Source organism: Pseudomonas sp. NPDC087336, from assembly GCF_044744285.1.
Taxonomy (GTDB): Bacteria; Pseudomonadota; Gammaproteobacteria; order Pseudomonadales; family Pseudomonadaceae; genus Aquipseudomonas.
Genome location: NZ_JBIUYA010000044.1, coordinates 1 through 25,605 on the forward strand (window position 1 = coordinate 1; position 25,605 = coordinate 25,605).

Here is a 25,605-nt window from a genome sequence, read left to right on the forward strand (position 1 = left end):
GCAAGACGCAGGCGTTAAAACCGTGCGTTCGCTGGCAGACATCGGCAAGGCCCTGGCCGAGCTGACCGGTTGGGCTGTCAAGTAAGCCTCGCGCTTAGCTGACGCTTCACCAAACAAAGGCCACCTTCGGGTGGCCTTTGTCGTTTGCAGCTGATCGTTCCCACGCAGAGCGTGGGAACGATCTGGGTCGGAGTGGGAAAATTAGATATGTAAACGCGACACGGAAATGTCGTGTATCGGATAGTTCGCCCTCTAACAGTGCGTTTTTCGCCCAAATTCGTTAGGCTACGCGCCATTTTTGCGTCCGCGGCCCACAAGGCTGCAACGCGCTAAAAGGGTTGGTCCCATACGGACCGACAGCATTTCCCTCACCCATAGGGAAATCCCTCTCTAAATTCCGATTCAGTAGTGTGGTATTTCCTTAATGAAAGTGTTGAAAGGCCAGGACATCCTGGCACTTGGTTTTATGACGTTTGCCCTGTTCGTCGGGGCTGGCAACATCATCTTCCCACCTATCGTCGGTTTGCAGTCCGGGCCTCATGTCTGGATGGCGGCGCTGGGCTTCCTGATTACTGCAGTCGGTCTGCCCGTGGTCACCGTCGTGGCCTTGGCCAAAGTTGGTGGCGCCATGGATGCCTTGAGCAGCCCGATCGGTAAAGTCGCCGGTGGCCTGCTCGCTGCGGCGTGCTACCTGGCGGTCGGCCCGCTGTTCGCGACGCCGCGTACCGCCACCGTGTCGTTCGAAGTTGGCCTGGCGCCACTGACTGGCGAAAGCCCGTTGGCGCTGTTCCTCTACAGTTCGGTGTACTTCCTGATTGTGTTCTTCATCTCGCTCTACCCGGGTCGCCTGCTCGATACCGTCGGACGCTTCCTCGCGCCGCTGAAGATCATCGCACTGGCCGCCCTGGGCATCGCCGCGTTCGCTTTGCCAGCAGGTGACATTGGCCATGCAACGCCTGAATATGTGGCGGCACCGTTCTCCCAAGGGTTCATCAATGGTTACCTGACCATGGATACCCTCGGCGCACTGGTGTTCGGCATCGTCATCGTCAATGCCATTCGCTCGCGCGGCGTCGAATCGCCAGCGCTGATCACCCGCTATGCGATCATAGCCGGCTTGATCGCCGGTGTCGGTCTGGCACTGGTGTACGTCAGCCTGTTCCGCCTGGGTTCGGGCAGCCACGAAGTGGCGGCTGGCGCTACCAACGGCGCGGCGGTATTGCACGCCTACGTACAGCACACCTTCGGCTCCCTGGGCAGCGGATTCCTTGCGGTGCTGATTTCCCTGGCGTGCCTGGTGACCGCGGTCGGCCTGACCTGTGCCTGCGCCGAGTACTTCAGCCGAGTGCTGCCGCTGTCCTACAAGACACTGGTGATCATCCTCGCGGTGTTCTCGCTGCTGGTGTCCAACCTGGGCCTGACCAAGCTGATTGCGTTCTCGATCCCGGTGCTCACCGCGATCTACCCACCGTGCATCGTTCTGGTGGCGTTGAGCTTCTGCAAGGACTTCTGGCATGAGCAGGGTCGTATCCTCGGCCCGGTCATGCTGGTGTCGTTCATCTTCGGCCTGATCGACGCCCTCAAGGGTGCAGGCCTGGCGGACTGGATGCCGACGCAAATGGCCCACCTGCCGCTGAGCGAGCAGGGCCTGGCCTGGCTGGTGCCTTCGGTGATGACGCTGGTGGTCGCCGTTGTCTGCGACCGTCTGCTGGGCAAGCGCGAAGAAGCGCTGGCTTAAGCTTTACCGGCCCGTCACAAGCGGGTCTGTGAGCAAAACAGAAATGCCCCGTATCAATCGATACGGGGCATTTTTTTGTGAGGGATGCGGTGTCTTTTTCGTTGAGCTAACGTCGAACCACTACTTGTAGGAACGTGGCTTGCCCGCGAAGGCGGTGTGCCAGCCGATAATTGCTTCGGATATGAAATCGTCTTCGCGGGCAAGCCTCGCTCCTGAAGAGTTACCGTTGCCAACGTCTCACAAGGAATTGCATGTCGTTCATCCAAGCCAACCTGATCCATATCCTCGCCGCCATCTGGTTCGTCATCTGCTGGGGCGGCTACACCCGCTATGCGACCTGGAAAGGCCGTGACACCGCCTGCCTGGCCAGCGTGCTGCATCTGTATCGCGAAGACTGGATGCGCCGCATGCTGCTGCGCGACAACCGCATCGCCGATGCCAGCGTGATCGGCAACCTGGAGCGCAATGCGTCGTTCTTTGCTTCCAGTACCCTGATTATCCTGGCCGGTATTCTCACGGTGCTCGGGGCGTCGGAAAGGGCGGTGTCGTTGCTGGCGGATATTCCGATGGTGCAACAGGCGTCCCAGGGGATGTCGGAGATCAAGTTGTTGTGCCTGGCGCTGGTGTTCGTCTATGCGTTCTTTACCTTTAGCTGGTGCATGCGCCAGTACAACTTTGCGGCCATTCTGGTGGGTTCGGCACCCATGATCGGTGAGCGTCATGTGTCGGAGCAGGAGCGCAAAGCCTTTGCCAACCGTGCGGCCCGGGTTATCTCAATGGCCGCCAACCAGTTCAACTTTGGCCTGCGTTCTTATTATTTCGGCATGACCATGCTGGCCTGGTTCGTCAGCCCTTGGTTGTTCATGTTGATGAGTGCTGGCGTGGTGTTCGTGCTGTACCGCCGTGAGTTTCACTCCGACGTTCTCGATGTGATGGTCTATACCCCTACAGAGGCACCGTTGCCCGAGGTGAGTAAAGAGGCCGCTTGATGAGTATTCCATTCTGGTGCGTGTTTATCAGTGCCGTACTGATTTACGTGGCGCGCATGCCCGTGACCACGGCCATGAAAGAGCAGGGCGGTTACAACAATCACCTGCCGCGCCAACAGCAGGCGCAACTCACAGGTCTGGGCGCGCGCGCGGTGGCGGCCCACCAGAACAGTTTCGAAGCCTTCCTGTTGTTTGCAGTGGGCGTGTTGATGGCCCACACCACGCAAACGGCGGGATGGCTCATCGACTTGCTCGCGATCATCTTTGTGATAGCGCGGGTTATCTACCTGCTGTGCTATTGGAAGGACCTGGCCTGGCAGCGCAGCCTGGTCTGGCTGGTGGGTTTGATCTGCTCGTTGTTGCTGATGATTAGTCCGACTTTTCGAGCCATTTTGCTCTAACGAGTCAATCGCAGATAAAAGAAAACCCGCACTTGGCGGGTTTTCTTTTAACGCAGCGAGAAGCGGCTTATTGCTTCTTGGCAGCTTCTTCTTGTGCGGCTGCGTTCGATTCAGCCTGATCTTTGGCGGCTTCGGCGTTTTCTTTCGCCGCTTCGTTCACTTTATCCTGAGCTTCGCTCATTTTTTCCTGGGCTTGCTCGGCATGTTGGGTAGCATCTTGAGCTTTGTCCTCGGACTTTTTATCGCAGGCAGCGAGACCGAGGGAAGCGGTCAACATCAAGGCAATAGCTAAAGTCTTACGCATGGGGTGTTTCTCCTTATGGAAAATTATCTACTGGCTTTAAGAGCACAGCGGTCAGGGTTAAGTTCCTCAAATCCCTCAGATATATAAGTTTGTTCTAACGCGGAACTTTTACCCGGACCTCAACTTCACTACAGAGCTATAAACAAGAGTCTTTATCAAATGGCTGAAAACCCCGTTTTTGAGCGCGCGACACGATTTCTGTCGGCGCTGCGACATTGTCAGGTGCTCGGTTTGCGCGTTCACAGCGCCAGTGCCGAAGGGCTCACCGTGGTGCTGCCGTACAGCCCGCAGATCGTCGGTAACCCCCAGACCGGCGTGATTCACGGCGGTGTACTGACCACCTTGATGGACACCGCATGTGGCATGTCTACCCTCTGCGTGCTACCGGAGTTCGAAGTCTGCCCGACCCTCGACCTGCGCATCGACTACATGCACGCTGCCGAACCGCATAAGGATGTCTACGGTTTCGCCCAGTGCTATCGGGTCACCACCGATGTGATCTTTGCCCGCGGTTTTGCCTACCAGGATGATCCCGAACAGCCCATAGCCCATGTCGTGGGCACTTTCATGCGCATGGGCAAGGGCATCAAGGGTACCAAGGGTTTTGGCGGCGCCATCGCCGGAGGTGCGGCATGAGTGAGTCGTTCAAGGAGCAAGTGCAACTGGCCCATGAGCGGGGCGAGTACGCGCCGTTGTTGAACCTGATTCCCTACGCCCGGTTGATCGGCGTCGAATGCTCGCGGGTGGGGGATGAGTTGCTGTTTCGCCTGCCGGCCAACAAGGACAACATCGGCAACCCTTTATTGCCGGCCATCCATGGCGGCGTGATCGCCGGCTTCATTGAATTGTCCGCCGCGCTGCACCTGCTGGTGGCGACCGGTTCGCCGGGCGTACCGAAGATTATCGACTTCTCCCTCGATTACCTGCGCGCCGGACAGTTTCGCGATACCTGGGCTCGCTGCCAGGTCTGTCGTCAGGGTCGCCGGGTCGCCAACGTGGCGATTACCGCCTGGCAAAGCACGGAAGCCGAACCCATTGCCACGGCCCGGGCGCATTTCAAACTCGATGAGCCCTTGAAATCCTGAATGGAGCCCCCAACTCTGATGACAACCCGCCGCCGACCCTCAAGGTCGCGGCTTATGCCATCTGATTGGAGTTTGATGACCATGAGTGTGGAAACTCAAAAGGAAACCCTGGGCTTCCAGACCGAGGTGAAGCAACTGCTGCACCTCATGATCCATTCGCTGTATTCCAACAAGGAAATTTTCCTTCGCGAACTGATCTCGAACGCCTCTGACGCTGTAGACAAATTACGTTTCGAAGCGCTGGCCAAGCCGCAATTGCTCGAAGGTGGCGCTGAACTGAAAATCCGTGTGAGCTTCGACAAGGACGCCAAGACCGTCACCCTCGAAGACAACGGCATCGGCATGAGCCGCGAAGACGCGATCACCCACCTGGGCACCATCGCCAAATCCGGTACCGCCGATTTCATGAAGCACCTGACGGGCGACCAGAAGAAAGACTCGCACCTGATCGGTCAATTCGGTGTGGGCTTCTACTCGGCTTTCATCGTTGCCGACAAAGTCGATGTGTACAGCCGTCGTGCCGGCAGCGATGCCAGCGAAGGCGTGCATTGGTCCTCCAAAGGCGAGGGCAATTTCGAAGTCGCAACCATCGACAAGGCCGAGCGCGGCACCCGTATCGTCCTGCACCTGAAATCCGGTGAAGATGAGTTCGCCGATGGCTGGCGCCTTCGCAACATCATCAAGAAGTACTCCGACCACATCGCCTTGCCGATCGAGTTGCCGAAAGAAGTGGCAGCCGTCGAAGGCGAAGAGAAACCAGCCGTTGAGTGGGAAACCGTCAACCGCGCCAGCGCCCTGTGGACCCGTCCGCGTACCGAGATCAAGGACGAGGAATACCAGGAATTCTACAAGCACATCGCCCACGACTTCGAAAACCCGCTGAGCTGGAGCCACAACAAGGTCGAAGGCAAGCTCGAATACAGCTCGCTGCTGTACGTGCCGGCCCGTGCTCCGTTCGACCTGTACCAGCGTGAAGCGCCGAAAGGCCTGAAGCTGTACGTGCAGCGCGTGTTCGTCATGGACCAGGCCGAGTCGTTCCTGCCGCTGTACCTGCGCTTCATCAAGGGCGTGGTCGACTCCAATGACCTGTCGCTGAACGTGTCGCGGGAAATCCTGCAGAAAGACCCGATCATCGACTCCATGAAGTCGGCGCTGACCAAGCGCGTCCTGGACATGCTGGAAAAACTGGCGAAGAACGATCCAGAGCAATACAAAGGCTTCTGGAAAAACTTCGGCCAGGTCATGAAAGAAGGCCCGGCAGAAGACTTCGCCAACAAAGAGAAAATTGCCGGCCTGTTGCGCTTCGCCTCGACCAATGGTGATGATGGCGAGCAGGTTGTCGGCCTGGCCGAGTACCTGGCACGCGCCAAGGAAGGTCAGGACAAGATCTACTACCTGACCGGCGAAACCTACGCGCAGGTCAAGAACAGCCCGCACCTGGAAGTCTTCCGCAAGAAAGGCATCGAAGTGTTGCTGTTGACTGACCGTATCGATGAGTGGCTGATGAGCTACCTCAGCGATTTCGACGGCAAGAGCTTCGTTGACGTGGCACGTGGTGACCTGGACCTGGGCAACCTGGACTCGGAAGAGGACAAGAAAGCCGCGCAAGAAGTCGCCAAGTCCAAGGAAGGTCTGGTCGAGCGTCTGAAGACCGCGCTGGGCGAATCCGTGGCTGAAGTGCGGGTTTCCCATCGCCTGACCGATTCCCCTGCGATCCTGGCCATCGGCGAGCAGGACCTGGGCCTGCAGATGCGTCAGATCCTGGAGGCCAGCGGGCAGAAGGTTCCGGATTCGAAGCCGATCTTCGAATTCAACCCGGCTCACCCGTTGATCGAAAAGCTCGACAGCGAGCAGAGCGACGAGCGCTTCGGCGATCTATCGCACATCCTCTTCGATCAGGCGGCCCTGGCGGCCGGCGACAGCTTGAAGGACCCGGCGGCCTATGTGCGCCGCCTGAACAAGCTGCTGGTTGAACTGTCGGCTTAATCGCGTTGTAGAAAAACCCGCTTCGGCGGGTTTTTTCATTCTGGTGTTTAACAATCAGGAGTCAGAAATGAGCCAAATCACTGTACGTTCTGTTGCCTATCAGATTGACGGCCAGCCCTACGAGAGCCGCCTGGCCTTCGACGCTGACTACAAGGGCCCGCGTCCGGGTTTGTTGATGGCGCCGAACTGGATGGGCGTGGGTGCCGGTGCCGAGGAGATCGCCAAGTCGGTCGCGGCCAAGGGCTATGTGGTGCTGATCGCAGACCTCTACGGCCAATCGGTTCGTCCGCAGAACAACGATGAGGCAGGCGCGGCAATGATGCCGCTGAAGAATGACCGCCCGTTGCTGCGCAAGCGCATGCAAGTGGCTTTCGAACAGTTGCAAGCCCAAGGTGAGGCGGCGGTTGATACGTCGAAACTGGCGACCTTCGGTTTCTGCTTCGGCGGTTGCTGCGCCCTGGAATTCGCCCGTACCGGTGCGCCGGTGAAGGCTGCGGTGTCGTTCCACGGCACCCTCGATACTCCGGACGTCAATGACGCGAAAAACATCAAGGGTTCGGTGCTGGTGCTGCACGGTGCGTCCGATCCATTGGTACCGAAAGAGCAGCTGCCGGCGTTTGAAGATGAAATGAATGCCGCCGGTGTGGATTGGCAGTTGCTGAGCTACGGCGGCGCTTTCCATTCGTTCACCGATCCCCATGCCAACGTACCGGGCATGATGATGTACGACGCCAAGGTCGCCGCCAGGGCGTTCACGTCGATGCACAACCTGCTGGATGAAGTGTTCAAGGGTTAATAGCTGTTTTCAGCCTGGATTCGGTCGGCGTCTTCGCCGGCCTCATCGCGAGCAAGCTCGCTCCCACAGTTGACCGAGTCGACCGCAAGAATTGCGTACGACACCATTCCCCTGTGGGAGCGAGCTTGCTCGCGATGGCGATGTAACGAACACCGAAGAATCTAAGGTAATTCAATCCGCTCAACTTCCCCCGGCACCGTCGGCCAATCCCCGGCCGCCCAGCGTCGACGCGCTTCATCGATGGCAGCCGGATCGCTCGCCACAAAATTCCAGTTGATCCGTCGCGGCCCATCCAGCGGCGCGCCACCAAACAACACCGCATGACTGTCGCTCTCGGCGAACAATGTCATCTCTTGCCCTGGCGGTAACACCACCAGCGAATGCGGGTCTATAGGCTCTCCATCCAGCTGCACCTCACCGCTCAACACATACAGCGCGCGCTCTTCATGCTCGGTGGGAATCAGCAAGGTCGTCGCCGTTTGCAAGGTCAATTCGGCATACAGCGTAGGGGAAAGCACCGGCACCGGCGATTCCAGGCAAAAGCCCGAGCCCGCGATCATGCGGATCTTCACTCCGAGGTTTTCGCTGACCGGCAAGGTACTCGCCGGGTGGTGGCTGTAGTGTCCCGGGCCCTGTTCCTGGTCTTTTGGTGACGCCAGCCAGATCTGCAAGCCGTGCATCGTAAAGCCGCTTTCTTTCAGTGCTTCGGGGGTGCGCTCAACATGAGCGATTGCGCTACCGGCGGTCATCCAGCTGACATCACCGGCATTGACCACCTGATCCGAACCGAGGCTGTCCTTGTGCTGCAACTGGCCTTCAAAGAGATAGGTGAGGGTGGAGAGGCCGATGTGCGGATGCTGGCGGATGTTCATGCCTTCTCCCGCGGCGTAGCGGGTTTGCAGCATGTGGTCGAAAAATACGAATGGCCCGACATTGCGGCATTTGGCTGACGGCAACGGTCGAAGAATCGGCTGGCCTTCGACATCTTCGGCGCGGGGGCGGATCACGAGCGGAGTGTTCATGGTGCGTTCCAGGCTGGGCGGGTGATGCGGTCGAGCATAACCCGCTTGCGCAACCGTTGCCGCTATTGGCTGAACGCGCCTTCGCAGAGGTGGGTTTCGATGCTGACTTCACTGCTGGTCATCAGCTTGTGAACCGGGCAGCGGTCGGCCACTCGGTGCAACTCTTCGCGCTGGGCGTCGGTGAGCACGCCCTTGAGGGTCAGCTTGACGTGCAGTGCGTACTTGCCTTTTTGTTCCTGGCTGTTATCGCGCTTGACCTCCACGCCAACGCCCGTCAGTGCAATGTCCTTTTTCTTTGCGTACATCTTCAAGGTCAGGGCCTTGCAGGCGCCCAGCGCGGCATCGAAGTAATCGTGTGGCTCCGGGGCCGAACCTTCGCCGCCTGCGGTTACAGGCGCATCGGCAAAGAGTTCGTGGTCATCGATTTGTACGGTATGGCGAAAACCTTCGGCGGAAACGGTGTTGACGGTAACGGTCATGGAAAACCTCGCAGGCAACTGGAAACGTCATTCGATCAAAAAAGACCGTGAAGGTATAGAGCGTGGCTGCAATCGTGCGTTCCAGGATAAAAAAAGCCCCGCATTTGCGGGGCTTCTATCAGCTGCCTTTGACAGTCTTGCCGTTGACCTTGCCGTCCAGGAGCATGATGTTGTACTCCTTGCCGTCGGTCTCGACCTGTTGCAGGCGAACCAGCAGGTAATCCCAATCCTTGGCGAACCACAGCACGGTGATGCGCTTGCTTTGTGTTGGGTCGCGTACGCGCTCGACCTTGATCGCATCGATCTGGCCGGCCTTGGTGTCGACTTTTTCCGAACCCAGCACGCGGAAGTCATAGGTATCGACTTCGCCATCATCGACCACCTGATAGCTCATGCTTTTCTTGCCAGCGGCCACGTCATGCTGCAGCGCCAGCTGGTAGGTGGATTTGTCGAGCATGCCGCGGTTGAGCGGGATATTGACCGCGTCGCCACGATCGGTGCCGGTGACCTTCTTGGCGGTCCAGTCGAAGTCCAGGTCGGCTTTCTTGGCTTTGCCCAGGCCGCCACGCTCGAAGTGGTAGGACTGTGGCAGCAGGGTGTCCTTGTCGACGGTCAGGGTGCTTTCTTCGGACAGGCTGGCGATCATCATCGACGCCTTGAAGTTGAGCTTCCAGACGCCGTTGGCTTCCTTGGTCAGGCTGCGTTCAGCCGTGCCGCTCATGGGCAACTGCTTCCAGTCGGCGGTGTAGCTGGCGGAGAAAGGTTGAAGGTCTGCAGCCTGTGCGAAGGGCAAGGCGAGCAGAGCACAAGCGAAGAGCAGGGCGCGACGCATAAAATCTCCTAGGTTCGAATCAAGTGGCCGCTGGGCGCAAGCAACTGTCCATCCAGTAAAGCACCTTGTGCACCGAGCGATAGCCGGCCTTCGGCAAACCATCGTACGGCCATGGGGTAGATCAGGTGTTCCTGCACATGGACCCGCTGCGCCAGGCTCTGTGGCGAGTCGTGCAACTCTACCGGTATTACTGCTTGTACGACCAGTGGTCCGCCATCGAGTTCCTCGGTGACGAAGTGCACGGAGCAGCCGTGCTCGGCATCGCCGGCCTCCAGCGCGCGCTGATGAGTGTGTAACCCCTTGTATTTGGGTAGCAGCGAGGGATGGATATTGAGCAGGCGACCCGCGTAGTGGCGTACGAAGTCAGCGCTGAGAATGCGCATGAATCCGGCCAGCACCACGAGTTTGGGATTGAAGGCGTCGATCAGTTCGATCAGCGCGGCGTCGAAGGCCTCGCGGCCCTCGAAAGCCTTGTGATCCAGGGTGCGGGTGTCGATACCCGCGTCCCTGGCGCGTTGCAGGCCATAAGCGTCGGCGCGGTTGGAAATCACCGCAGCGACGCGGACCGGGCTGTCGCCGGTCCGCGTGCTGTCGATCAAGGCCTGCAAGTTGCTTCCGGTGCCGGACAACAGCACCACGACATCACAGGTCTGGGACATCTGCTCTTGCATCAGTGTGCCTTGAGGTTCTTCAGTTCAACCTGGGCTGCGCCTTCGGCAGCGGTGGCGATCTGACCGATGACCCAAGGCTGCTCGCCAGCTTCACGCAGCACGTTCAGCGCGGTTTCCACGTGCTCTTGAGCGACGCAGATGACCATGCCCACGCCGCAGTTCAGTACGCGGTGCATTTCGTTTTCGTCGACGTTGCCTTTTTCCTGCAGCCAGTCGAACACCGCAGGGCGGGTCCAGCTTGCCACGTCAACCACGGCTTGTGCGCCTTTTGGCAGAACGCGCGGGATGTTGTCGAGCAGGCCACCACCGGTGATGTGGGCCATGGCTTTCACGGCGCCGGTGTCCTTGATCAGCTTGAGCAGCGGCTTCACGTAGATACGGGTCGGGGCCATCAGCAGGTCGGTCAGCGGCTTGCCGTCGAGCTGGATGTTCTCGATGTCGGCGCCGGACACTTCGATGATCTTGCGGATCAGCGAGTAGCCGTTGGAGTGCGGGCCGGAAGACGGCAGGGCGAGCAGGGCGTCGCCGGCAGCGACTTTGGAACCGTCGATGATCTCGGCTTTTTCCACGACGCCGACGCAGAAGCCGGCCAGGTCGTAGTCTTCGCCTTCGTACATGCCAGGCATTTCAGCGGTTTCGCCGCCCACCAGGGAGCAACCCGACAGTTCGCAGCCTGCGCCGATGCCGGTCACGACCTGGGCGGCGGTGTCGACGTTCAGTTTGCCGGTAGCGTAGTAGTCGAGGAAGAACAGCGGCTCGGCGCCGCACACCACCAGGTCGTTGACGCACATGGCAACCAGGTCGATGCCGATGCTGTCGTGCTTGTTCAGGTTCAATGCCAGGCGCAGCTTGGTGCCGACGCCGTCAGTACCGGAAACCAGCACGGGCTGCTTGTAGCCGGCCGGGATTTCGCAGAGGGCGCCGAAACCGCCCAGGCCGCCCATGACTTCCGGGCGCGCAGTGCGCTTGGCGACGCTCTTGATGCGTTCGACCAATGCTTCACCGGCGTCGATGTCTACACCGGCGTCCTTGTAGCTCAGGGAGGGTTGCTTGCTCATGATCCAGGCCTTTAGGGGGGGGGATTTCTGGGTAACGACCGAGTCCATCGGGACCGTCGAAATCGACGAAGGTGATTGCCTCACGCGATATTCGAGGGTGCCCGGCTGTTGCCGGTCTGCGAAGGCGCGCGATTTTATCAGGCTTGAAGGGCAGCGGCCATCCTCACGCCGACGGCAGGGGGCATATCGGTCGAAAAAAACCGCCATTACCCGGTATGGATGACATCCTGCTCGCCTCTACGGGTTGTCGTCATTAACCGTCTATCGTTAGCACAGTGCGAAAACTTACCCGGGGCGTGTGAATGTTTTACATCGGGCGATGGTCACAGCCTTGCCCGATCGTCTTCATGCGGTCTGTTCCAGCCGCCTTTGTTCTCAGGAATCTTCCATGGGTTTTTGTAAATTCTTGTTTGTGGGCTGTTTGTCACTGGTTAGCTTGATAAGCCACGCTGAAACCGTCAAAGGCCTTTATCAAGTTCGCGAACCGGTCAACGGCCAGTCGCCAGAGGAGCGTGAGCAAGCCACGCAGCGGGCGCTCGATACGCTGGTTGTGCGCCTGACCGGCGATCCCAAGGCACCACAGAGTCCGGGGCTGGCGGCGATTCGCAACGACCCGCAGCAAATCATCAGCCAGTACGGCTTCGAGGCTGGCCCGCCGGAAGTGCTGAAAGTCGATTTCGACCCTGGCACCACCGCGCAGGCCTTGCGTCGGGCCGGGTTGGCGACGTGGGGTGCCAATCGACCGTCGATCCTGGGTTGGTGGTTGAACGACTTCTCCGAGGGTTCAAGCCTGGTGGGCGATGGACAGGCCGGTGCGGCACCCCTGCGCCGCGCCGCGCAGCATCGTGGCTTGCCCCTGCGTCTGCCGCTGGCGGATTTGAACGAACAAATCGTCGGCACCGCGCCAAATCTGGAAAGTGCCGATCCGTCGGCTCTGCGCAGCGCCTCGCAGCGTTACAATGCCGACGCCTTGCTGACGGTCCATGCTCGAGAAGAGGGTGGCCAATGGCAAGCCAAGTGGCAGTTGTGGCTGGGCGATCAGAAAGAGGCCGGAAGCGCCCAGGGCGCCGATCAAGCCGCTTTGGCCGACGCGGTGATGCTGGCGGTCAATCAGCGACTGGCGCCTCGATTCGTCACCAAGCCCGGGGCATCGGCTGCACAGTTGCTGGAAGTCCAGGGCATGAACCTGGAGCGGTATGCGGCTCTTGGGCGTTTGCTGGAGCCTTTCGGCGGTCGTCCGCAAAGTGTTAACGGCGACCGGATTCTTTATCGGGTCAACGGCAGTACCGATCAACTGCGCGCGCAATTGTCGCTGGCCAGGTTGCAGGAAGTTGCGGTGGAGCCGGCTTCGGTGCCGGTGGTACCGGTCCAGCCGGTAGCCGGTGGCTCCGTCCCCGCGGTAGCGCCTGCGCCTGCGCCGGCACCGACGCCGCAAATGCGTTTCCGCTGGTAGGTTTTTCTTTCTTTATATAGAAGCAATGGAGTGGTTCATGGCCGATACGCGGCGTTGGTTCTGGTTGGGTGGAGTGCTGTTGCTCTGCGCGTTTATCTGGCTGTTGCACCCGATCCTCACGCCGTTCCTGGTGGCGTTGTTGTTGGCCTATCTGTTTGACCCCTTGGTGGATCGGTTGGAAAAAGCCGGCCTGTCACGGACCTGGGGCGTGATTGCGGTATTTGCCCTGTTCACCCTGATCTTCACTGCGCTGTTGCTGGTGTTGGTGCCGATGCTCGCCAAGCAGTTGTTTCGCTTGTATGAGCTGGCGCCACAGATGCTCGATTGGCTGCAGCACACCGCATTGCCATGGGCGCAATCGAAGTTCGGCTTGTCGGAGGGCTTCTGGAAGTTCGACAAGCTCAAGGCCGCGATCAGTGAGCACATGGGGCAGACCACCGACATCGTTGGCGTGGTGCTGAGCCAGGCGACGGCCTCGGGCCTGGCCTTGATTGGCTGGCTGGCGAACCTGGTGCTGATTCCGGTGGTGAGTTTCTACTTGCTGCGGGACTGGGACCTGATGATGGCCAAGGTCCGCAGCCTGCTGCCTCGCGATCGTGAAGAGCGCGCCGTGTCATTGGCCGCGGAGTGCCATGAAGTGCTCGGCGCCTTCGTGCGCGGGCAATTGCTGGTAATGGTCGCGTTGGGCGTGATCTACGCCGCGGGCCTGATGCTGGTGGGGCTGGAGTTGGGCCTGTTGATCGGGATGATTGCCGGCCTGGCGGCGATTGTGCCGTACATGGGCTTTATCATTGGCATTGGCGCGGCGCTGATTGCCGGCCTGTTCCAGTTTGGCGGCGATTTGTATCCCATGATGGGGATTGTCGCGGTGTTCATGGTCGGTCAGGCGCTGGAGGGCATGGTGCTCACGCCATTACTGGTGGGGGACCGCATCGGCTTGCATCCGGTGGCGGTGATCTTTGCGATTCTGGCCGGCGGCGAACTCTTTGGTTTTACCGGTGTGTTGCTGGCACTGCCCGTGGCGGCGGTGATCATGGTGCTGCTGCGCCATGTGCATGATTTGTATAAGGATTCCGGCATGTACAGTGGTGTGGACGAATCAGAGCTCCAGGCGGGGTCGAGGGCAGCCCGGAACAACGCCCGGTAGCGGCCCATGGTGCCAAAGAGTCTGTCATAAAACCGGTGCGCTAACGCAAACCTTTGATTTTGCTTGTGGTCTGTCGCATTGTGCGGTCGGCTTCACGGGTATAAACTTCGCAAACTTTACACAGAGGCCACTAACGGTTCCTTTGGAACTGTTCAGTCAGCATGAAACCGATTCAGCTGCCCCTAGGTGTGCGTCTGCGTGACGACGCCACCTTCATCAACTACTACCCAGGCGCCAATGCCGCTGCACTCGGCTATGTCGAGCGGCTGTGCGAAGCCGACGCCGGCTGGACCGAAAGCCTGATTTACCTCTGGGGCAAGCACGGGGTAGGGCGCACGCATCTGTTGCAGGCCGCGTGCCTGCGTTTCGAACAGATGGGCGAACCGGCGGTTTACCTGCCGCTGGCCGAGTTGATGGATCGCGGCATCGAGATTCTCGACAACCTTGAGCAATACGAGCTGGTCTGCCTGGACGACTTGCAGGCGGTGGCAGGCAAGTCTGACTGGGAAGAAGCGTTGTTTCACCTGTTCAACCGGCTGCGTGACAGTGGTCGGCGCCTGCTGATTGCCGCATCGACTTCGCCACGGGAGTTGCCGGTAAAGCTGGCAGATCTAAAGTCGCGCCTGACCCTGGCGCTGATATTCCAGATGCGCCCACTCTCCGACGAAGACAAGTTGCGCGCCCTGCAGCTGCGTGCCTCACGTCGTGGACTGCACCTGACCGACGAAGTCGGGCACTTCATCCTCACCCGCGGTACCCGCAGCATGAGCGCGTTGTTCGAACTGCTCGAGCAACTCGACCAGGCCTCACTTCAAGCGCAGCGCAAGCTGACTATTCCGTTCCTGAAAGAAACCCTGGGCTGGTAGCCAGGCCCTGTAAATTCAGGGCCTGAAGCGATTTTCGACATATTCAAGGCGTCAGAAAATCCGCTTTCCTGTCGGGTGCAGGCTACGCGAGTGTCTAGAACAGGCTTTAGCGCTTAGATGTTATCGGGAAACCAAGAAGTCACAAAAAGTTCGATTGAATTTGCAAATGAGAATGATAGAAGGCATAGTCGCGGCTCTTGATAACTTATTCAGCCACGGTCGTGCCCATGCTAAATCGCTTTGCACCCCTCGTGCCCCTCGCACTCGTTACCCTGTTGTTCGGTTGCGCTGCCCACACCCCGGTGTCCGAGCAAGCGCAACAACAGCAGGCTCAATATTCCGATACTGCCCAGTCTTCCGCTCTCTATAAGCAAGCGCTTGAGCTCGAAGAAGCGGCCACCGAAAAAGAACTGGCCAGCTTCGCCGACGGCAAGTCGTACCAGCTTCCGGTTCTGGCCGACAGCATCCTCGAACGCGGCATGTCCCTGATCGGTACCCGTTACCGTTTCGGCGGCACCTCCGAAGCCGGTTTCGATTGCAGCGGTTTCATCGGTTACCTGTTCCGTGAAGAAGCCGGCATGAACCTCCCGCGCTCAACCCGCGAAATGATCAACGTGGACGCGCCGCTGGTTTCGCGCAGCAAACTCGAGCCAGGCGACCTGTTGTTTTTCGCCACCAACGGTCGTCGCGGTCGCGTCAGTCACGCCGGGATCTACCTGGGTGACAACCAGTTCATCCATTCCAGCAGCCGCAAAAGCGGTGGTGTGCGCATCGATAACCTCGGTGACAGCTACTGGAGCAAGTCCTTCATCGAAGCCAAGCGTGCACTCGCCATGGCTCCCGCCGCGACGCCAATCGTTACGGCTCGCAAGTAAGCGCACATTTCGTAAGGCGAACTTAAAGTCTTACTTGAAGTTTGCCTGATAAGCGCTAAAATTCTGATCATGAATGATGGCAAACCGCCTGCGTAACGCGCAGGCGGTTTTCTTTTCTGCGCTCCCGCAGAAATTAGCCGCAGCCTGATCAGGATGCTCTGCTTATGACGATGTCGGCCCGCCTCGCAATCATGCTGTTCGCAGTGCTGCTCAGTGCTTGTGCCAGCCGTACTCCGCCGCCTGCGCCGGTGGTGCGCGCGCCCATCGTATTCAGTTCCTCCCAGGACTTTTCGCCTGAAGCACAAGACGTGCTGTTTCGCGCGTTGGGACTGGTCGGCACACCTTATCGCTGGGGCGGCAACACGCCGGATTCCGGATTCGATTGCAGTGGCCTGATTGGCTACGTCTACCGTGACATGACCGGTATTTCCCTGCCCCGCACCACCCGTGAAATGATCACGATGCAAGCGGCCGATGTCGGCAAGGAAGGCCTGCAAACCGGTGACCTGATCTTCTTCGCCACCAATGGCGGTTCCCAGGTCAGCCATGCCGGCATCTATGTCGGTGAAGGCCGCTTCGTGCATGCGCCGGCTACCGGTGGTACGGTCAAGCTCGACAGCTTGTCCAAGGCTTATTGGCAAAGAGCCTACCTGAGTGCCAAGCGCGTCCTGCAACCCGAGCATCTGGCGCGCAATCCGTAACCGCCGGAGGGTGTAGTCATGACCGCCCGCACGCTCAATCTCGACGATTCGCTCTATCAGTACCTGCTCGACGTCTCCCTGCGCGAAACGCCGGTGCTCAAGCGCTTGCGCGACGAAACCCAGGCGCTGCCCATGGCGCGCTGGCAGGTGGCGCCGGAGCAGGGGCAGTTTCTCGCCTTGCTGGTAAAGCTCACCGGTGCCCGACGTTTGCTGGAAGTCGGCACTTACACCGGTTACAGCGCTCTGTGCATGGCGGCGGCATTGCCGGATGACGGCTCGCTGATCTGCTGTGACATTCCCGGGGATTACAACGCCATCGCGCGCCGCTATTGGCAGGAGGCGGGCCTGTGCGGGCGAATCGACCTGCGTTTGGCACCGGCGCTGGAAACTCTTGGCAATCTGGATGAGCCAGGCCAGTTCGATCTGGTGTTCATCGATGCCGACAAGGCAAATTACCCAGCCTACCTGGAGCAAGCGCTACGCCTGTTGCGTACCGCAGGTCTGGTGGTCTTCGACAACACGCTGTGGAGTGGCCGGGTGCTTGAGGACAATCCCGAGAGCGCCGATACCCGGGCCATCCAGGCGCTCAATCGTGCCTTGAAGGATGACGCGCGGGTGGATCTGTCGCTGTTGCCGCTGGGGGATGGGCTCACACTCTGCCGTAAACGCTAATGGCGTGATGCCGGGTGTGGCGCACCGCTGGCTCCTACACGGTGTGATTTGTCTGCGGCTATTTAACCGCCGACACCCGCCACACCTTGTTCCCCACATCATCGGCCACCAGCAAGGCGCCTTGCTGATCGATCACCACGCCCACCGGCCGGCCCATGGCTTTTTCCTCGTGATTGAGGAACCCGGTGAGCACATCCACCGGTTGCCCGTTCGGCTTGCCGCCGCTGAAGGGCACGAAAATCACTTTGTAACCGCTGTGCGGCTTGCGATTCCATGAGCCATGCTGGCCGATGAACGCGCCTTCCTTGAACTGCGCCGGCAACCTGTTGCCTTCGGCAAACGTCAGGCCCAGTGAGGCGGTGTGGGGGCCTACCGCGTAGTCCGGGGCAATCGCCCTGGCCACCAGGTCGGGGTTTTGCGGTTCGACGCGCACGTCGACGTGCTGGCCGTAATAACTGAACGGCCAGCCATAGAAAGCGCCATCTGTCACCGAGGTGATGTAGTCCGGCACCAGGTCGCTGCCGATTTCGTCCCGCTCGTTGACGGCTGTCCACAGTGCACCGCTTCGCGGCTCCCAGGCCATGCCGTTGGGGTTGCGCAGGCCTGATGCGAAGATCCGGTGGTTGCCGGTGGCGCGATCCACTTCCCAGATCGCTGCGCGCCCTTGCTCCTGGTCCATGCCGTTTTCACCGATGTTGCTGTTGGAGCCCACCGTGACGTACAGCTTGCTGCCGTCCTTGCTGGCGATGACGTTCTTGGTCCAATGGTGATTCAGGGTTCCCCCCGGCAGGTCGACGACCTTGATCGGTTTTGTCTTGATGGCCGTGTCGCCATTTTCATAGTGGAAGCGCAGCAGGCGGTCGGTGTCGGCAACGTACAGGTCATTGCCGACCAAGGTCATGCCAAAAGGCGAGTTGAGGTTTTCCAGGAATACCGTGCGGGTTTCGGCAATGCCATCGTGGTTGCTGTCGCGCAGCAGTGTGATGCGGTTCGGGCTCGGCACGGCGGCACCGGCGCGGCCCATGACTTTCTTGGTGATCCAGCCCTTGATGCCTTTATTGTCATCGGGTTTGGGCGGGGCGTTTGTTTCGGCGACCAGCACGTCGCCATTGGGCAGCACGTACAGCCAGCGCGGATGATCGAGGTTCTCGGCAAATGCGCCGACCTGAGTGCCGCTGGCTGCGACGGGTTTTGCGCCGTCCGTCCAGCCGATGGCCGGGGCGATGTTCATCGTCGGGAAGAGTGTCTTGTTCGGTTCCGGAAGCTTGGGGGACGGCCCGGTGCCGTCGATGACTTGAAAGCGGGCGGTTTCGCCACAGGCGGCGAGCCCTCCCGCTAATGCGATAACGAAAACCAGCTGGGACGTACGCATTGCTGAGCTTCCCTATGAATGAAGTGACTTAAATCATAGAGAAGCGTGACAGCCCGATGGTTCAACCTCAGCCCCGAGCTTCCTTGAGCAGCACGGCGATACCGGGGTGATAGTGACCGGCTTCGTTGCGCAATTTGCGATAGGCATAGGGGAAATACCAGGCCACGGCGCAGCAGTGCTCCTTTTGCAAGTCATCGACCATGTCCTGGAGTTCTTCGGGGGTGGCGCCTTGCTGGCTCTTGTGCGGTGCGACGAACAGGCAGCCGATTTTCAGGTCGCTGGCGTAGCTGATTTTTTTTGCGTCGCCGGTGATGTCCTGCAGGGCCTGGGTCAGGTTCAGGCTGTTGACCCGCGGCCAGCGTTGGGTGGTCTGCAGCCAGGCGCGTGCTTCGGTCGTGGCGATAAACAGATCGGCGCGGCCATTGCGTTCGCCTTCTTCGGTCTGTTTGCGCGTGGGCGATTGTTGCAGTGTGATCATTTCGGCCATCCATGCCGCGGCGGATAGCAGGCCCAGGTTGGCTTTTTCGTCGAGCCAGTAGGGTGTCTCGCTGTCGCCGCGCACGGCGTTGTAGCGGTCGATACAGTCGAACCAGCGTTCCAGTACCGGACGCAGGAATTCCAGCTTCGGATTGCTGATGATCATGCCTTGCATGGGGCTCACCCTTGTTCTTGTGTTGTGAGGTTGTGGCAGATTGATATCACTGCTGCGAGTGTGACACAAGATTGACGTCATTTATGGATGGATGGCAGTTATTCGTTCCAACACCCGGTTCTCAATTGACGCTCCACCCCCAACCCTCTAACCTTCGCCGCTTGTTTCAGGTGCTCTGTGACTTGGGTCGACAGAGTGAAACAGGGAAGCCGGTGAGTGAGCGCTTTGTTCGATGAAGCCCTGCGATCCCGGCGCTGCCCCCGCAACGGTAAATGAGTGAAAACTGCGTCTGAAGCCACTGCGTCGATCTGTGACGCGGGAAGGCGCGCAGTCTGGCATCACGCCGCTCATGAGCCCGGAGACCGGCCTGATCCATCCAAGCGGCATCACGGTGGGCGATGCCAGGCTTCTTGCCGTCTATTCTTGTGCCTGCCCGCCGTTAATCCTGCCTCAACGGAGAGCTCCCCCATGTCTGATACCCCTGATCGTGACGAACGTCATCTGGCGCGCATGCTGCGCAAAAAAGCTGTGATCGACGAACGCATCGCCAATTCGCCGAACGAATGCGGCTTGCTGTTGGTGCTGTCCGGCAATGGCAAGGGCAAGAGCAGCTCGGCGTTCGGCATGCTTGCGCGTGCCATGGGGCATGGCATGCAGTGCGGCGTGGTGCAGTTCATCAAGGGGCGCAACAGCACCGGTGAGGAGTTGTTCTTCCGACGCTTCCCCGAGCAGGTGCGTTTTCATGTGATGGGCGAGGGCTTCACCTGGGAGACCCAGGATCGCCAGCGCGATATCGCCGCTGCCGAAGCGGCCTGGGCAGTGTCGCAGCAACTGCTGCGCGATCCTTCGATCGGCCTGGTGGTGCTGGACGAACTGAACATCGCCCTCAAGCACGGCTACCTCGATCTCGATCAGGTGCTCAGCGATTTGCAAGCGCGCCCGCCCATGCAGCATGTAGTGGTCACCGGTCGCGGCGCCAAGCCGGAGATGGTCGAGCTGGCCGATACCGTCACCGAAATGGGCATGATCAAGCACGCCTTCCAGGCCGGTATCAAGGCGCAAAAAGGCGTCGAGCTGTGAACCAGCCTCGACATTGCCCGGCGGTGCTGATTGCCGCGCCGGCGTCCGGTCAGGGCAAGACCACCGTGACCGCCGCGCTGGCCCGGTTGCATCGTAACCAGGGACGCAAGGTTCGCGTGTTCAAGTGCGGCCCGGACTTTCTCGATCCGATGATCCTCGAACGCGCCAGCGGTGCGCCGGTGTATCAGCTGGACATGTGGATGGTCGGCGAGCAGGACAGTCGCCGCCTGTTGTGGGAGGCCGCCGGCGACGCCGACCTGATCCTGATCGAAGGCGTCATGGGGCTGTTCGACGGTACGCCGTCCAGCGCCGATCTGGCGCGGCATTTCGAGGTGCCGGTACTCGCGGTGATCGACGGCACCGCCATGGCCCAGACTTTTGGCGCCCTGGCCCTGGGCCTGGCGCGCTATCAGCCGGACTTGCCGTTTGCCGGCGTGCTGGCCAATCGTGTGGGCACCTTGCGCCACGCGCAACTGCTCGAAGGCAGTCTGACCGAAGGCCTGCGCTGGTACGGCGCCTTGTCCCGGGAGACCGGGATCGAATTGCCGAGTCGACACCTGGGCCTGGTGCAGGCCAGCGAGTTGAATGACCTGGATGTGCGCCTCGATGCGGCGGCCGACGCCCTGGCCAGCAGTTGTGAAGTCGCGCTCCCGCCGGCGGTGGAGTTCGCCGCGCCCGATGTGCTGGCGGTTGACCCCTTGCTGGCTGGCGTGCGCATTGCCGTGGCCCGTGACGAAGCGTTTGCCTTTACCTATGGCGCCAGCCTCGATTTGCTGCGGGCGATGGGCGCCGAACTGCGGTTTTTCTCGCCGATCCGTGATGCAGGTTTGCCAGAGGCCGACAGCTTGTACCTGCCGGGTGGCTATCCGGAATTGCACCATGTGGCCCTGTCGCAAAACACCTCGATGTTGGCCGCGATCCGCGCTCACTACGCCGCGGGCAAACCCTTGCTGGCGGAATGTGGCGGGATGCTTTATCTGCTCGATTCGTTGACCGATGTTGAAGGGGCGCGCGCGGAACTGGTCGGCTTGCTGGCGGGTGATGCGGTGATGCAAAAGCGCTTGGCGGCTCTGGCGCTGCAAGCGGTTGAGCTGCCGGAAGGTTCTTTGCGCGGGCATACCTATCACCACTCGTTGACCACGACCGAGCATGTTCCGATTGCCCGTGGCCTGAGTCCTAACGGCGGGCGCGGGGCAGAGGCGGTTTATCGCGAGGGGCGGATGACGGCCTCTTACGTACACTTCTATTTTCCGTCCAATCCATCGGCGATTGCCGCGCTGTTTGCACCTGACCTTTCGGGCGCCTTCGCTGGCGAGCCAGCTCCTACAAAGGATCACATAACCCCTGTAGGAGCTGGCTTGCCAGCGAAGAGGCCATGACCGACAACGCCTTTTCCGACGCCGAACGCGCAGCGGTCTACCGCGCCATCGGCGAACGCCGCGACATGCGTCACTTCGCTGGCGGCACGGTCGAGCCCGAATTGCTGCGGCGCCTGCTCGAGGCTGCGCATCAGGCCCCGAGTGTCGGCCTGATGCAGCCCTGGCGCTTCATCCGCATCAGCGACCCCGCCTTGCGCAGCCAGATCCAGCGGCTGGTGGAGCAGGAACGTATCCGCACCGCCGAGGCCCTGGGTGAGCGCACCGACGAATTCATGCAGCTCAAGGTCGAAGGCATCAACGATTGTGCCGAGGTACTGGTCGCGGCGCTGATGGACGATCGCGAACGGCATATCTTCGGTCGTCGTACCCTGCCGGAAATGGACCTGGCCTCGTTGTCCTGCGCGATCCAGAACCTCTGGCTGGCGTCCCGCGCCGAAGGGCTGGGCATGGGCTGGGTCTCGCTGTTCGAACCACAAGCCCTGGCAGACCTGCTGGGTCTTCCGCCTGGCGCCAAGCCCTTGGCCATTCTCTGCCTGGGACCGGTCAAGGCCTTCTATCCGGCGCCGATGCTGGTACTCGAAGGCTGGGCGCAGGCGCGTCCGCTGAGTGAGCTGTTGTATGAAAATTATTGGGGAGTGAGTCAATGAGTGTGGCGTTGTTGAGTGTCGCCGCGGTAGCGCTGGATGCGCTGCTGGGTGAACCCAAGCGCTGGCATCCGCTGGTGGCGTTCGGCCGTTTTGCCGAGCGCATCGAGCAACGTTTCAACGGCGGCGGTCGCGGCTGGCGCAGCCATGGGGTGACCGCGTGGGTCATCGCCGTGTTGCCGCTGACCCTGTTGGCCACCGCATTTTCCTGGGCGCCTTACGTCGGCTGGATCGTCGAGATTCTCGCGCTCTATTGCGCCCTGGGCATGCGCAGCCTCGGCGAGCACGTCACGCCGGTGGCCAAGGCCTTGCGCAGCGATAATCTTGAAGAGGCGCGCCAACGCGTGAGTTACCTGGTCAGCCGCAAAACCACTGATCTGGATGAAACCGCCGTGGCCCGCGCCGCCACCGAATCGGTGCTGGAAAACGGCAGCGACGCGGTGTTCGCCGCGCTGTTCTGGTTTGCCGTGGCCGGTGCGCCGGGCGTGGTGCTCTACCGTTTGAGCAACACCCTGGACGCGATGTGGGGCTATCGCAACGAACGCTTCGAGCGATTCGGCTGGGCGGCGGCGAAGATCGACGACGTGCTCAATTACATTCCGGCGCGCCTGGTGGCGCTGACCTATGCGCTGTTGGGCAAAACCCGCTTGGCGTTGAAATGCTGGCGCACCCAGGGGCCAACCTGGGACAGCCCGAATGCCGGCCCGGTGATGGCGGCGGGTGCCGGTGCGTTGGGCGTCGAGCTGGGCGGGCCGGCGATTTATCACGGTGAACTGCATCAGCGCCCGATGCTGGGCGAGGGCGTGCCGGCGGATGCCGACGCCATCGACCGCGGCTGGCAACTGGTGCAGCGTGGGGTATGGTTGTGGCTGCTGATTCTGTGCGTGGGGTCTGAATTTTATGCTTGAGCACGGCGGACGATTGCGCAAGGCGGCGCACGATTACGGCATCGACGAAGCCGATTGGCTCGACCTGTCCAGCGGCCTGGCGCCCTGGCCGTTTCCCGTGCCGGACATCCCGCAACGGGCCTGGGCGCGGTTGCCGGAAACCGATGACGGCCTGGAGCAGGCGGCCTGCGACTACTACGGGACCCTGCAGGCACTGCCGGTTGCCGGTTCGCAAATGGCCATCCAGTTGCTGCCGCGTTTGCGCCGGGCAGGCAAGGTCGGCGTGCTGTCGCCCTGTTATGCCGAACATGCCGAAGCGTGGCGCCGTAATGGCTACATCGTGCGCGAGGTGCTGGAGCAGGAGGTCGACTTCTTCGTCGACAGTCTCGACGTGCTGGTGGTGGTCAACCCGAACAACCCGACCGGGCTGAACCTTACGCCCGCCCGTCTGCTCGACTGGCATTCGCGTCTGGCCCCGCGCGGTGGCTGGCTGGTGGTGGACGAGGCCTTCATGGACAACACGCCGCACCTGAGTGTGGCGCCGTTTGCCCATCAGGTCGGTTTGATCGTGCTGCGATCCTTTGGCAAGTTTTTCGGCCTGGCCGGTGTGCGCCTGGGTTTTGTCCTGGCCGAGCGCAAGTTGCTCAAATTGCTCGCCGAGCAGGTGGGGCCGTGGGCGGTCAGCGGACCGACCCGGGTGCTGGGCCAGGCGTGCCTGCGCGACACCGAGGGGCACGTGCGACAGCGAGTGCGCGCCGATGAGGCCAGTGAGCGGCTGGCAACCTTGTTGACCCGGCACGGCTTCCAACCCCAGGGTGGTTGCGCCCTGTTCCAATGGCTGATCACCGAGCGCGCCGAAGTGCTGCACGAGTTCATGGCCCGGCGCGGCATTCTGTTGCGCCTGTTCACCCACAACAGCAGCCTGCGTTTCGGTTTGCCTGGGGATGAAGCCGACTGGGCGCGGCTGGATGCAGCGTTCGACGCCTTCGCCAGGGAAAGCCAATGACTACCTTGATGGTGCAGGGCACCACGTCCGACGCCGGTAAAAGCACGCTGGTGACGGCGCTGTGCCGCTGGGTGACGCGCCAGGGTGTCAGCGTGGTGCCGTTCAAGCCGCAGAACATGGCGCTCAACAGCGCGGTGACTGCCGACGGTGGCGAGATCGGTCGCGCGCAAGCGGTGCAGGCCCAGGCCGCCTTTCTTGAACCTCACACCGACATGAATCCGGTGCTGCTCAAGCCCAACAGCGATACCGGCGCCCAGGTGATCATCCATGGGCGTGCGGTCACCACGATGAACGCCGTGGCCTATCACGACTACAAGGCCATCGCGATGCAAGCGGTGCTGGCCTCCCATGAGCGCTTGAGCGCGGCGTACCCGGTGGTGATGGTCGAGGGCGCGGGATCACCGGCCGAGATCAACCTGCGCGCTGGTGACATCGCCAACATGGGCTTCGCCGAAGCGGTGGATTGCCCGGTGGTGCTGATCGCCGACATCAATCGGGGCGGGGTTTTCGCCCACCTGGTCGGCACCCTGGAACTGCTGTCGGCCACCGAGCAAGCGCGGGTCAAAGGCTTCATCATCAACCGTTTTCGCGGTGACATCGCCCTGCTGCAACCCGGTCTCGACTGGCTGGAGGCGCGCACTGGCAAACCGGTGATCGGGGTGCTGCCGTACGTGATGGACCTGCACCTGGAGGCCGAGGACGGCATCGATCAGCGCCAGGCTGACAAGGCCGGGCAACTATTGAAAGTGGTGGTGCCGGTGTTGCCGCGCATCAGCAACCACACCGATTTCGATCCACTGCGCCTGCACCCGCAAGTGGATCTGCAATTCATCGGCCCCGGCCAGGCGATTCCAGCGGCCGACCTGATCATTCTTCCCGGCTCGAAAAGCGTGCGCAGCGATCTGGCGTACCTGCGCGCCCATGGTTGGGACACCGCGATCTCCCGGCATTTGCGCTATGGCGGCAAAGTCTTGGGTATTTGCGGCGGCCTGCAGATGCTCGGTGAGCAGGTGCACGATCCGCTGGGCCTTGAAGGCGCGCCGGGGTCCAGTGACGGGTTAGGCCTGCTGGCATTCACCACGCAGCTCGAAGAACACAAGCAACTGCGCAATGTGCGCGGCCGCCTGGCGCTGGAGAATGCTGAAGTCTGCGGCTATGAGATCCACGCAGGCGTGACCACCGGCCCGGCCCTGGAGAACGCCGCCGTGCAACTGGACGACGGTCGCTGCGATGGCGCGCAGAGTGTTGACGGGCAGATCTTCGGCACCTACCTGCATGGCCTGTTCGAATCCCCGGCGGCGTGCAGTGCGCTGTTGCGTTGGGCGGGATTGCAGAATGTGCAGGAGGTGGATTACCACGCCTTACGCGAGCGGGATATCGAGCGCTTGGCGGATCTGGTGGAGAAGCATCTGGATACCTCGTTGTTGCGGGACCTCTGTGGTTTTTAAGTTGCTCGTGCTGGCCCCATCGCGGGCAAGCCCGCTCCCACAGGGTTACCGGGTGTACTCAA

28 protein-coding genes and 1 riboswitch are annotated in these 25,605 nt (G+C 60.8%); of the genes, 20 read left to right on the forward strand and 8 right to left on the reverse strand.

Annotated features, from left to right (window positions below; genetic code table 11):
- From ACIO0C_RS28585 to ACIO0C_RS28600, 4 genes are all read left to right on the forward strand, one after another.
- The coding region (locus tag ACIO0C_RS28585) for a hypothetical protein (RefSeq protein ID WP_401317517.1) at positions 1-85 on the forward strand (85 nt) is incomplete at its 5' end.
- 339 nt (positions 86-424) lie between these two features.
- Positions 425-1,738, forward strand: a complete 1,314-nt coding sequence (gene brnQ / locus ACIO0C_RS28590; protein ID WP_401317433.1) for a branched-chain amino acid transport system II carrier protein — start codon at positions 425-427, stop codon at positions 1,736-1,738.
- Positions 1,739-1,989: 251 nt separating this feature from the next.
- Positions 1,990-2,727, forward strand: a complete 738-nt coding sequence (locus ACIO0C_RS28595; protein WP_401317436.1) for a DUF599 domain-containing protein — start codon at positions 1,990-1,992, stop codon at positions 2,725-2,727.
- Positions 2,727-3,128, forward strand: a complete 402-nt coding sequence (locus tag ACIO0C_RS28600) for an MAPEG family protein (RefSeq protein ID WP_401317438.1) — start codon at positions 2,727-2,729, stop codon at positions 3,126-3,128. Before ACIO0C_RS28595 ends, ACIO0C_RS28600 begins: the two co-directional genes overlap by 1 nt.
- Before the next feature lie 67 nt (positions 3,129-3,195).
- Here the strand turns inward: ACIO0C_RS28600 and ACIO0C_RS28605 are convergent, their stop codons facing one another.
- Positions 3,196-3,432, reverse strand: coding sequence for a hypothetical protein (locus ACIO0C_RS28605; RefSeq protein WP_008063307.1), 237 nt, complete (start codon positions 3,430-3,432; stop codon positions 3,196-3,198).
- Positions 3,433-3,591: 159 nt separating this feature from the next.
- Between ACIO0C_RS28605 and ACIO0C_RS28610 the strand changes: the two genes are divergently transcribed.
- The 4 genes from ACIO0C_RS28610 (at position 3,592) to ACIO0C_RS28625 (ending at position 7,299) form a co-directional block, all read left to right on the forward strand.
- Positions 3,592-4,068, forward strand: coding sequence for a PaaI family thioesterase (locus ACIO0C_RS28610; RefSeq protein WP_401317441.1), 477 nt, complete (start codon positions 3,592-3,594; stop codon positions 4,066-4,068).
- A complete protein-coding gene (locus ACIO0C_RS28615; RefSeq protein ID WP_401317444.1) occupies positions 4,065-4,517 on the forward strand; it encodes a PaaI family thioesterase in 453 nt (150 codons plus the stop codon). The genes ACIO0C_RS28610 and ACIO0C_RS28615 overlap by 4 nt, the downstream gene beginning before the upstream one ends.
- Before the next feature lie 81 nt (positions 4,518-4,598).
- Complete coding sequence (gene htpG / locus ACIO0C_RS28620; protein WP_401317446.1) at positions 4,599-6,503, forward strand: molecular chaperone HtpG; 1,905 nt, start codon at positions 4,599-4,601, stop codon at positions 6,501-6,503.
- Positions 6,504-6,570: 67 nt separating this feature from the next.
- Complete coding sequence (locus ACIO0C_RS28625) at positions 6,571-7,299, forward strand: dienelactone hydrolase family protein (protein WP_401317448.1); 729 nt, start codon at positions 6,571-6,573, stop codon at positions 7,297-7,299.
- A 161-nt stretch (positions 7,300-7,460) separates the two neighbouring features.
- Here ACIO0C_RS28625 and ACIO0C_RS28630 read toward each other — a convergent pair whose 3' ends face one another.
- The 5 genes from ACIO0C_RS28630 to purM form a co-directional block, all read right to left on the reverse strand.
- Positions 7,461-8,321: a pirin family protein gene (locus ACIO0C_RS28630; protein ID WP_401317451.1), complete on the reverse strand. Its 861-nt coding sequence runs from the start codon at positions 8,319-8,321 to the stop codon at positions 7,461-7,463.
- Positions 8,322-8,383: 62 nt separating this feature from the next.
- Positions 8,384-8,800 carry an OsmC family protein gene (locus ACIO0C_RS28635; RefSeq protein WP_401317453.1) on the reverse strand — a complete coding sequence of 139 codons (417 nt, stop codon included), beginning with the start codon at positions 8,798-8,800 and terminating at the stop codon, positions 8,384-8,386.
- A gap of 118 nt (positions 8,801-8,918) precedes the next feature.
- Positions 8,919-9,632 carry a DUF3108 domain-containing protein gene (locus ACIO0C_RS28640; RefSeq protein ID WP_008063318.1) on the reverse strand — a complete coding sequence of 238 codons (714 nt, stop codon included), beginning with the start codon at positions 9,630-9,632 and terminating at the stop codon, positions 8,919-8,921.
- 8 nt (positions 9,633-9,640) lie between these two features.
- Positions 9,641-10,291, reverse strand: a complete 651-nt coding sequence (gene purN / locus ACIO0C_RS28645; protein WP_401317456.1) for a phosphoribosylglycinamide formyltransferase — start codon at positions 10,289-10,291, stop codon at positions 9,641-9,643.
- 11 nt (positions 10,292-10,302) lie between these two features.
- Complete coding sequence (gene purM / locus ACIO0C_RS28650; RefSeq protein WP_401317459.1) at positions 10,303-11,361, reverse strand: phosphoribosylformylglycinamidine cyclo-ligase; 1,059 nt, start codon at positions 11,359-11,361, stop codon at positions 10,303-10,305.
- Between the two features lie 388 nt (positions 11,362-11,749).
- Here purM and ACIO0C_RS28655 point away from each other — a divergent pair, with 388 nt between their 5' ends.
- The 6 genes from ACIO0C_RS28655 to ACIO0C_RS28680 all read left to right on the forward strand — a co-directional run bounded on the left by ACIO0C_RS28655 (position 11,750) and on the right by ACIO0C_RS28680 (position 17,075).
- Positions 11,750-12,814, forward strand: coding sequence for a DUF2066 domain-containing protein (locus ACIO0C_RS28655; RefSeq protein WP_401317462.1), 1,065 nt, complete (start codon positions 11,750-11,752; stop codon positions 12,812-12,814).
- Positions 12,815-12,851: 37 nt separating this feature from the next.
- Positions 12,852-13,961 (forward strand): AI-2E family transporter, encoded by a 1,110-nt coding sequence (locus tag ACIO0C_RS28660; protein ID WP_401317465.1) that lies wholly within the window; start codon positions 12,852-12,854, stop codon positions 13,959-13,961.
- 161 nt (positions 13,962-14,122) lie between these two features.
- Positions 14,123-14,827 (forward strand): DnaA regulatory inactivator Hda, encoded by a 705-nt coding sequence (gene hda, locus ACIO0C_RS28665; RefSeq protein ID WP_401317467.1) that lies wholly within the window; start codon positions 14,123-14,125, stop codon positions 14,825-14,827.
- A gap of 227 nt (positions 14,828-15,054) precedes the next feature.
- On the forward strand, positions 15,055-15,702 hold the full coding sequence (locus tag ACIO0C_RS28670; RefSeq protein WP_401317469.1) for a C40 family peptidase: 648 nt from the start codon (positions 15,055-15,057) through the stop codon (positions 15,700-15,702).
- A gap of 164 nt (positions 15,703-15,866) precedes the next feature.
- A complete protein-coding gene (locus tag ACIO0C_RS28675; protein WP_401317472.1) occupies positions 15,867-16,403 on the forward strand; it encodes a C40 family peptidase in 537 nt (178 codons plus the stop codon).
- Between the two features lie 18 nt (positions 16,404-16,421).
- On the forward strand, positions 16,422-17,075 hold the full coding sequence (locus tag ACIO0C_RS28680; RefSeq protein WP_401317475.1) for an O-methyltransferase: 654 nt from the start codon (positions 16,422-16,424) through the stop codon (positions 17,073-17,075).
- A gap of 58 nt (positions 17,076-17,133) precedes the next feature.
- Here ACIO0C_RS28680 and ACIO0C_RS28685 read toward each other — a convergent pair whose 3' ends face one another.
- Positions 17,134-18,447 carry a PQQ-dependent sugar dehydrogenase gene (locus tag ACIO0C_RS28685; protein ID WP_401317478.1) on the reverse strand — a complete coding sequence of 438 codons (1,314 nt, stop codon included), beginning with the start codon at positions 18,445-18,447 and terminating at the stop codon, positions 17,134-17,136.
- Between the two features lie 67 nt (positions 18,448-18,514).
- Entirely contained in the window at positions 18,515-19,099 is a 585-nt protein-coding gene (locus ACIO0C_RS28690; RefSeq protein WP_272605211.1) for a hypothetical protein, read from the reverse strand.
- A 151-nt stretch (positions 19,100-19,250) separates the two neighbouring features.
- Positions 19,251-19,485, forward strand: a riboswitch (cobalamin riboswitch).
- An 82-nt stretch (positions 19,486-19,567) separates the two neighbouring features.
- On the opposite strand from ACIO0C_RS28690, the gene cobO reads away from it, so the two are divergent.
- The 6 genes from cobO to ACIO0C_RS28720 are packed head-to-tail and all read left to right on the forward strand — an operon-like array spanning position 19,568 to position 25,543.
- Positions 19,568-20,179: a cob(I)yrinic acid a,c-diamide adenosyltransferase gene (cobO, locus tag ACIO0C_RS28695; RefSeq protein WP_401317481.1), complete on the forward strand. Its 612-nt coding sequence runs from the start codon at positions 19,568-19,570 to the stop codon at positions 20,177-20,179.
- The gene (locus tag ACIO0C_RS28700) at positions 20,176-21,558 is read left to right on the forward strand and encodes a cobyrinate a,c-diamide synthase (RefSeq protein ID WP_401317484.1); all 1,383 of its coding nucleotides are present in this window, start codon (positions 20,176-20,178) and stop codon (positions 21,556-21,558) included. The genes cobO and ACIO0C_RS28700 overlap by 4 nt, the downstream gene beginning before the upstream one ends.
- Positions 21,555-22,205, forward strand: coding sequence for a 5,6-dimethylbenzimidazole synthase (bluB, locus tag ACIO0C_RS28705; RefSeq protein WP_401317487.1), 651 nt, complete (start codon positions 21,555-21,557; stop codon positions 22,203-22,205). Before ACIO0C_RS28700 ends, bluB begins: the two co-directional genes overlap by 4 nt.
- Positions 22,202-23,110, forward strand: a complete 909-nt coding sequence (gene cbiB, locus ACIO0C_RS28710) for an adenosylcobinamide-phosphate synthase CbiB (protein ID WP_401317489.1) — start codon at positions 22,202-22,204, stop codon at positions 23,108-23,110. Before bluB ends, cbiB begins: the two co-directional genes overlap by 4 nt.
- Positions 23,103-24,095 (forward strand): threonine-phosphate decarboxylase CobD, encoded by a 993-nt coding sequence (gene cobD / locus ACIO0C_RS28715; RefSeq protein ID WP_401317491.1) that lies wholly within the window; start codon positions 23,103-23,105, stop codon positions 24,093-24,095. The genes cbiB and cobD overlap by 8 nt, the downstream gene beginning before the upstream one ends.
- Positions 24,092-25,543 (forward strand): cobyric acid synthase, encoded by a 1,452-nt coding sequence (locus tag ACIO0C_RS28720; protein WP_401317494.1) that lies wholly within the window; start codon positions 24,092-24,094, stop codon positions 25,541-25,543. Before cobD ends, ACIO0C_RS28720 begins: the two co-directional genes overlap by 4 nt.
- Positions 25,544-25,605 lie beyond the last annotated feature (62 nt).

Coding starts and splice junctions, on each gene's coding strand:
- brnQ (WP_401317433.1), top strand. CDS start 425: ATGAAAGTGTTGAAAGGCCAGGACATCCTGGCACTTGGTTTTATGACG.
- ACIO0C_RS28595 (WP_401317436.1), top strand. CDS start 1,990: ATGTCGTTCATCCAAGCCAACCTGATCCATATCCTCGCCGCCATCTGG.
- ACIO0C_RS28600 (WP_401317438.1), top strand. CDS start 2,727: ATGAGTATTCCATTCTGGTGCGTGTTTATCAGTGCCGTACTGATTTAC.
- ACIO0C_RS28605 (WP_008063307.1), bottom strand. CDS start 3,432: ATGCGTAAGACTTTAGCTATTGCCTTGATGTTGACCGCTTCCCTCGGT.
- ACIO0C_RS28610 (WP_401317441.1), top strand. CDS start 3,592: ATGGCTGAAAACCCCGTTTTTGAGCGCGCGACACGATTTCTGTCGGCG.
- ACIO0C_RS28615 (WP_401317444.1), top strand. CDS start 4,065: ATGAGTGAGTCGTTCAAGGAGCAAGTGCAACTGGCCCATGAGCGGGGC.
- htpG (WP_401317446.1), top strand. CDS start 4,599: ATGAGTGTGGAAACTCAAAAGGAAACCCTGGGCTTCCAGACCGAGGTG.
- ACIO0C_RS28625 (WP_401317448.1), top strand. CDS start 6,571: ATGAGCCAAATCACTGTACGTTCTGTTGCCTATCAGATTGACGGCCAG.
- ACIO0C_RS28630 (WP_401317451.1), bottom strand. CDS start 8,321: ATGAACACTCCGCTCGTGATCCGCCCCCGCGCCGAAGATGTCGAAGGC.
- ACIO0C_RS28635 (WP_401317453.1), bottom strand. CDS start 8,800: ATGACCGTTACCGTCAACACCGTTTCCGCCGAAGGTTTTCGCCATACC.
- ACIO0C_RS28640 (WP_008063318.1), bottom strand. CDS start 9,632: ATGCGTCGCGCCCTGCTCTTCGCTTGTGCTCTGCTCGCCTTGCCCTTC.
- purN (WP_401317456.1), bottom strand. CDS start 10,291: ATGTCCCAGACCTGTGATGTCGTGGTGCTGTTGTCCGGCACCGGAAGC.
- purM (WP_401317459.1), bottom strand. CDS start 11,361: ATGAGCAAGCAACCCTCCCTGAGCTACAAGGACGCCGGTGTAGACATC.
- ACIO0C_RS28655 (WP_401317462.1), top strand. CDS start 11,750: ATGGGTTTTTGTAAATTCTTGTTTGTGGGCTGTTTGTCACTGGTTAGC.
- ACIO0C_RS28660 (WP_401317465.1), top strand. CDS start 12,852: ATGGCCGATACGCGGCGTTGGTTCTGGTTGGGTGGAGTGCTGTTGCTC.
- hda (WP_401317467.1), top strand. CDS start 14,123: ATGAAACCGATTCAGCTGCCCCTAGGTGTGCGTCTGCGTGACGACGCC.
- ACIO0C_RS28670 (WP_401317469.1), top strand. CDS start 15,055: ATGCTAAATCGCTTTGCACCCCTCGTGCCCCTCGCACTCGTTACCCTG.
- ACIO0C_RS28675 (WP_401317472.1), top strand. CDS start 15,867: ATGACGATGTCGGCCCGCCTCGCAATCATGCTGTTCGCAGTGCTGCTC.
- ACIO0C_RS28680 (WP_401317475.1), top strand. CDS start 16,422: ATGACCGCCCGCACGCTCAATCTCGACGATTCGCTCTATCAGTACCTG.
- ACIO0C_RS28685 (WP_401317478.1), bottom strand. CDS start 18,447: ATGCGTACGTCCCAGCTGGTTTTCGTTATCGCATTAGCGGGAGGGCTC.
- ACIO0C_RS28690 (WP_272605211.1), bottom strand. CDS start 19,099: ATGCAAGGCATGATCATCAGCAATCCGAAGCTGGAATTCCTGCGTCCG.
- cobO (WP_401317481.1), top strand. CDS start 19,568: ATGTCTGATACCCCTGATCGTGACGAACGTCATCTGGCGCGCATGCTG.
- bluB (WP_401317487.1), top strand. CDS start 21,555: ATGACCGACAACGCCTTTTCCGACGCCGAACGCGCAGCGGTCTACCGC.
- cbiB (WP_401317489.1), top strand. CDS start 22,202: ATGAGTGTGGCGTTGTTGAGTGTCGCCGCGGTAGCGCTGGATGCGCTG.
- cobD (WP_401317491.1), top strand. CDS start 23,103: ATGCTTGAGCACGGCGGACGATTGCGCAAGGCGGCGCACGATTACGGC.
- ACIO0C_RS28720 (WP_401317494.1), top strand. CDS start 24,092: ATGACTACCTTGATGGTGCAGGGCACCACGTCCGACGCCGGTAAAAGC.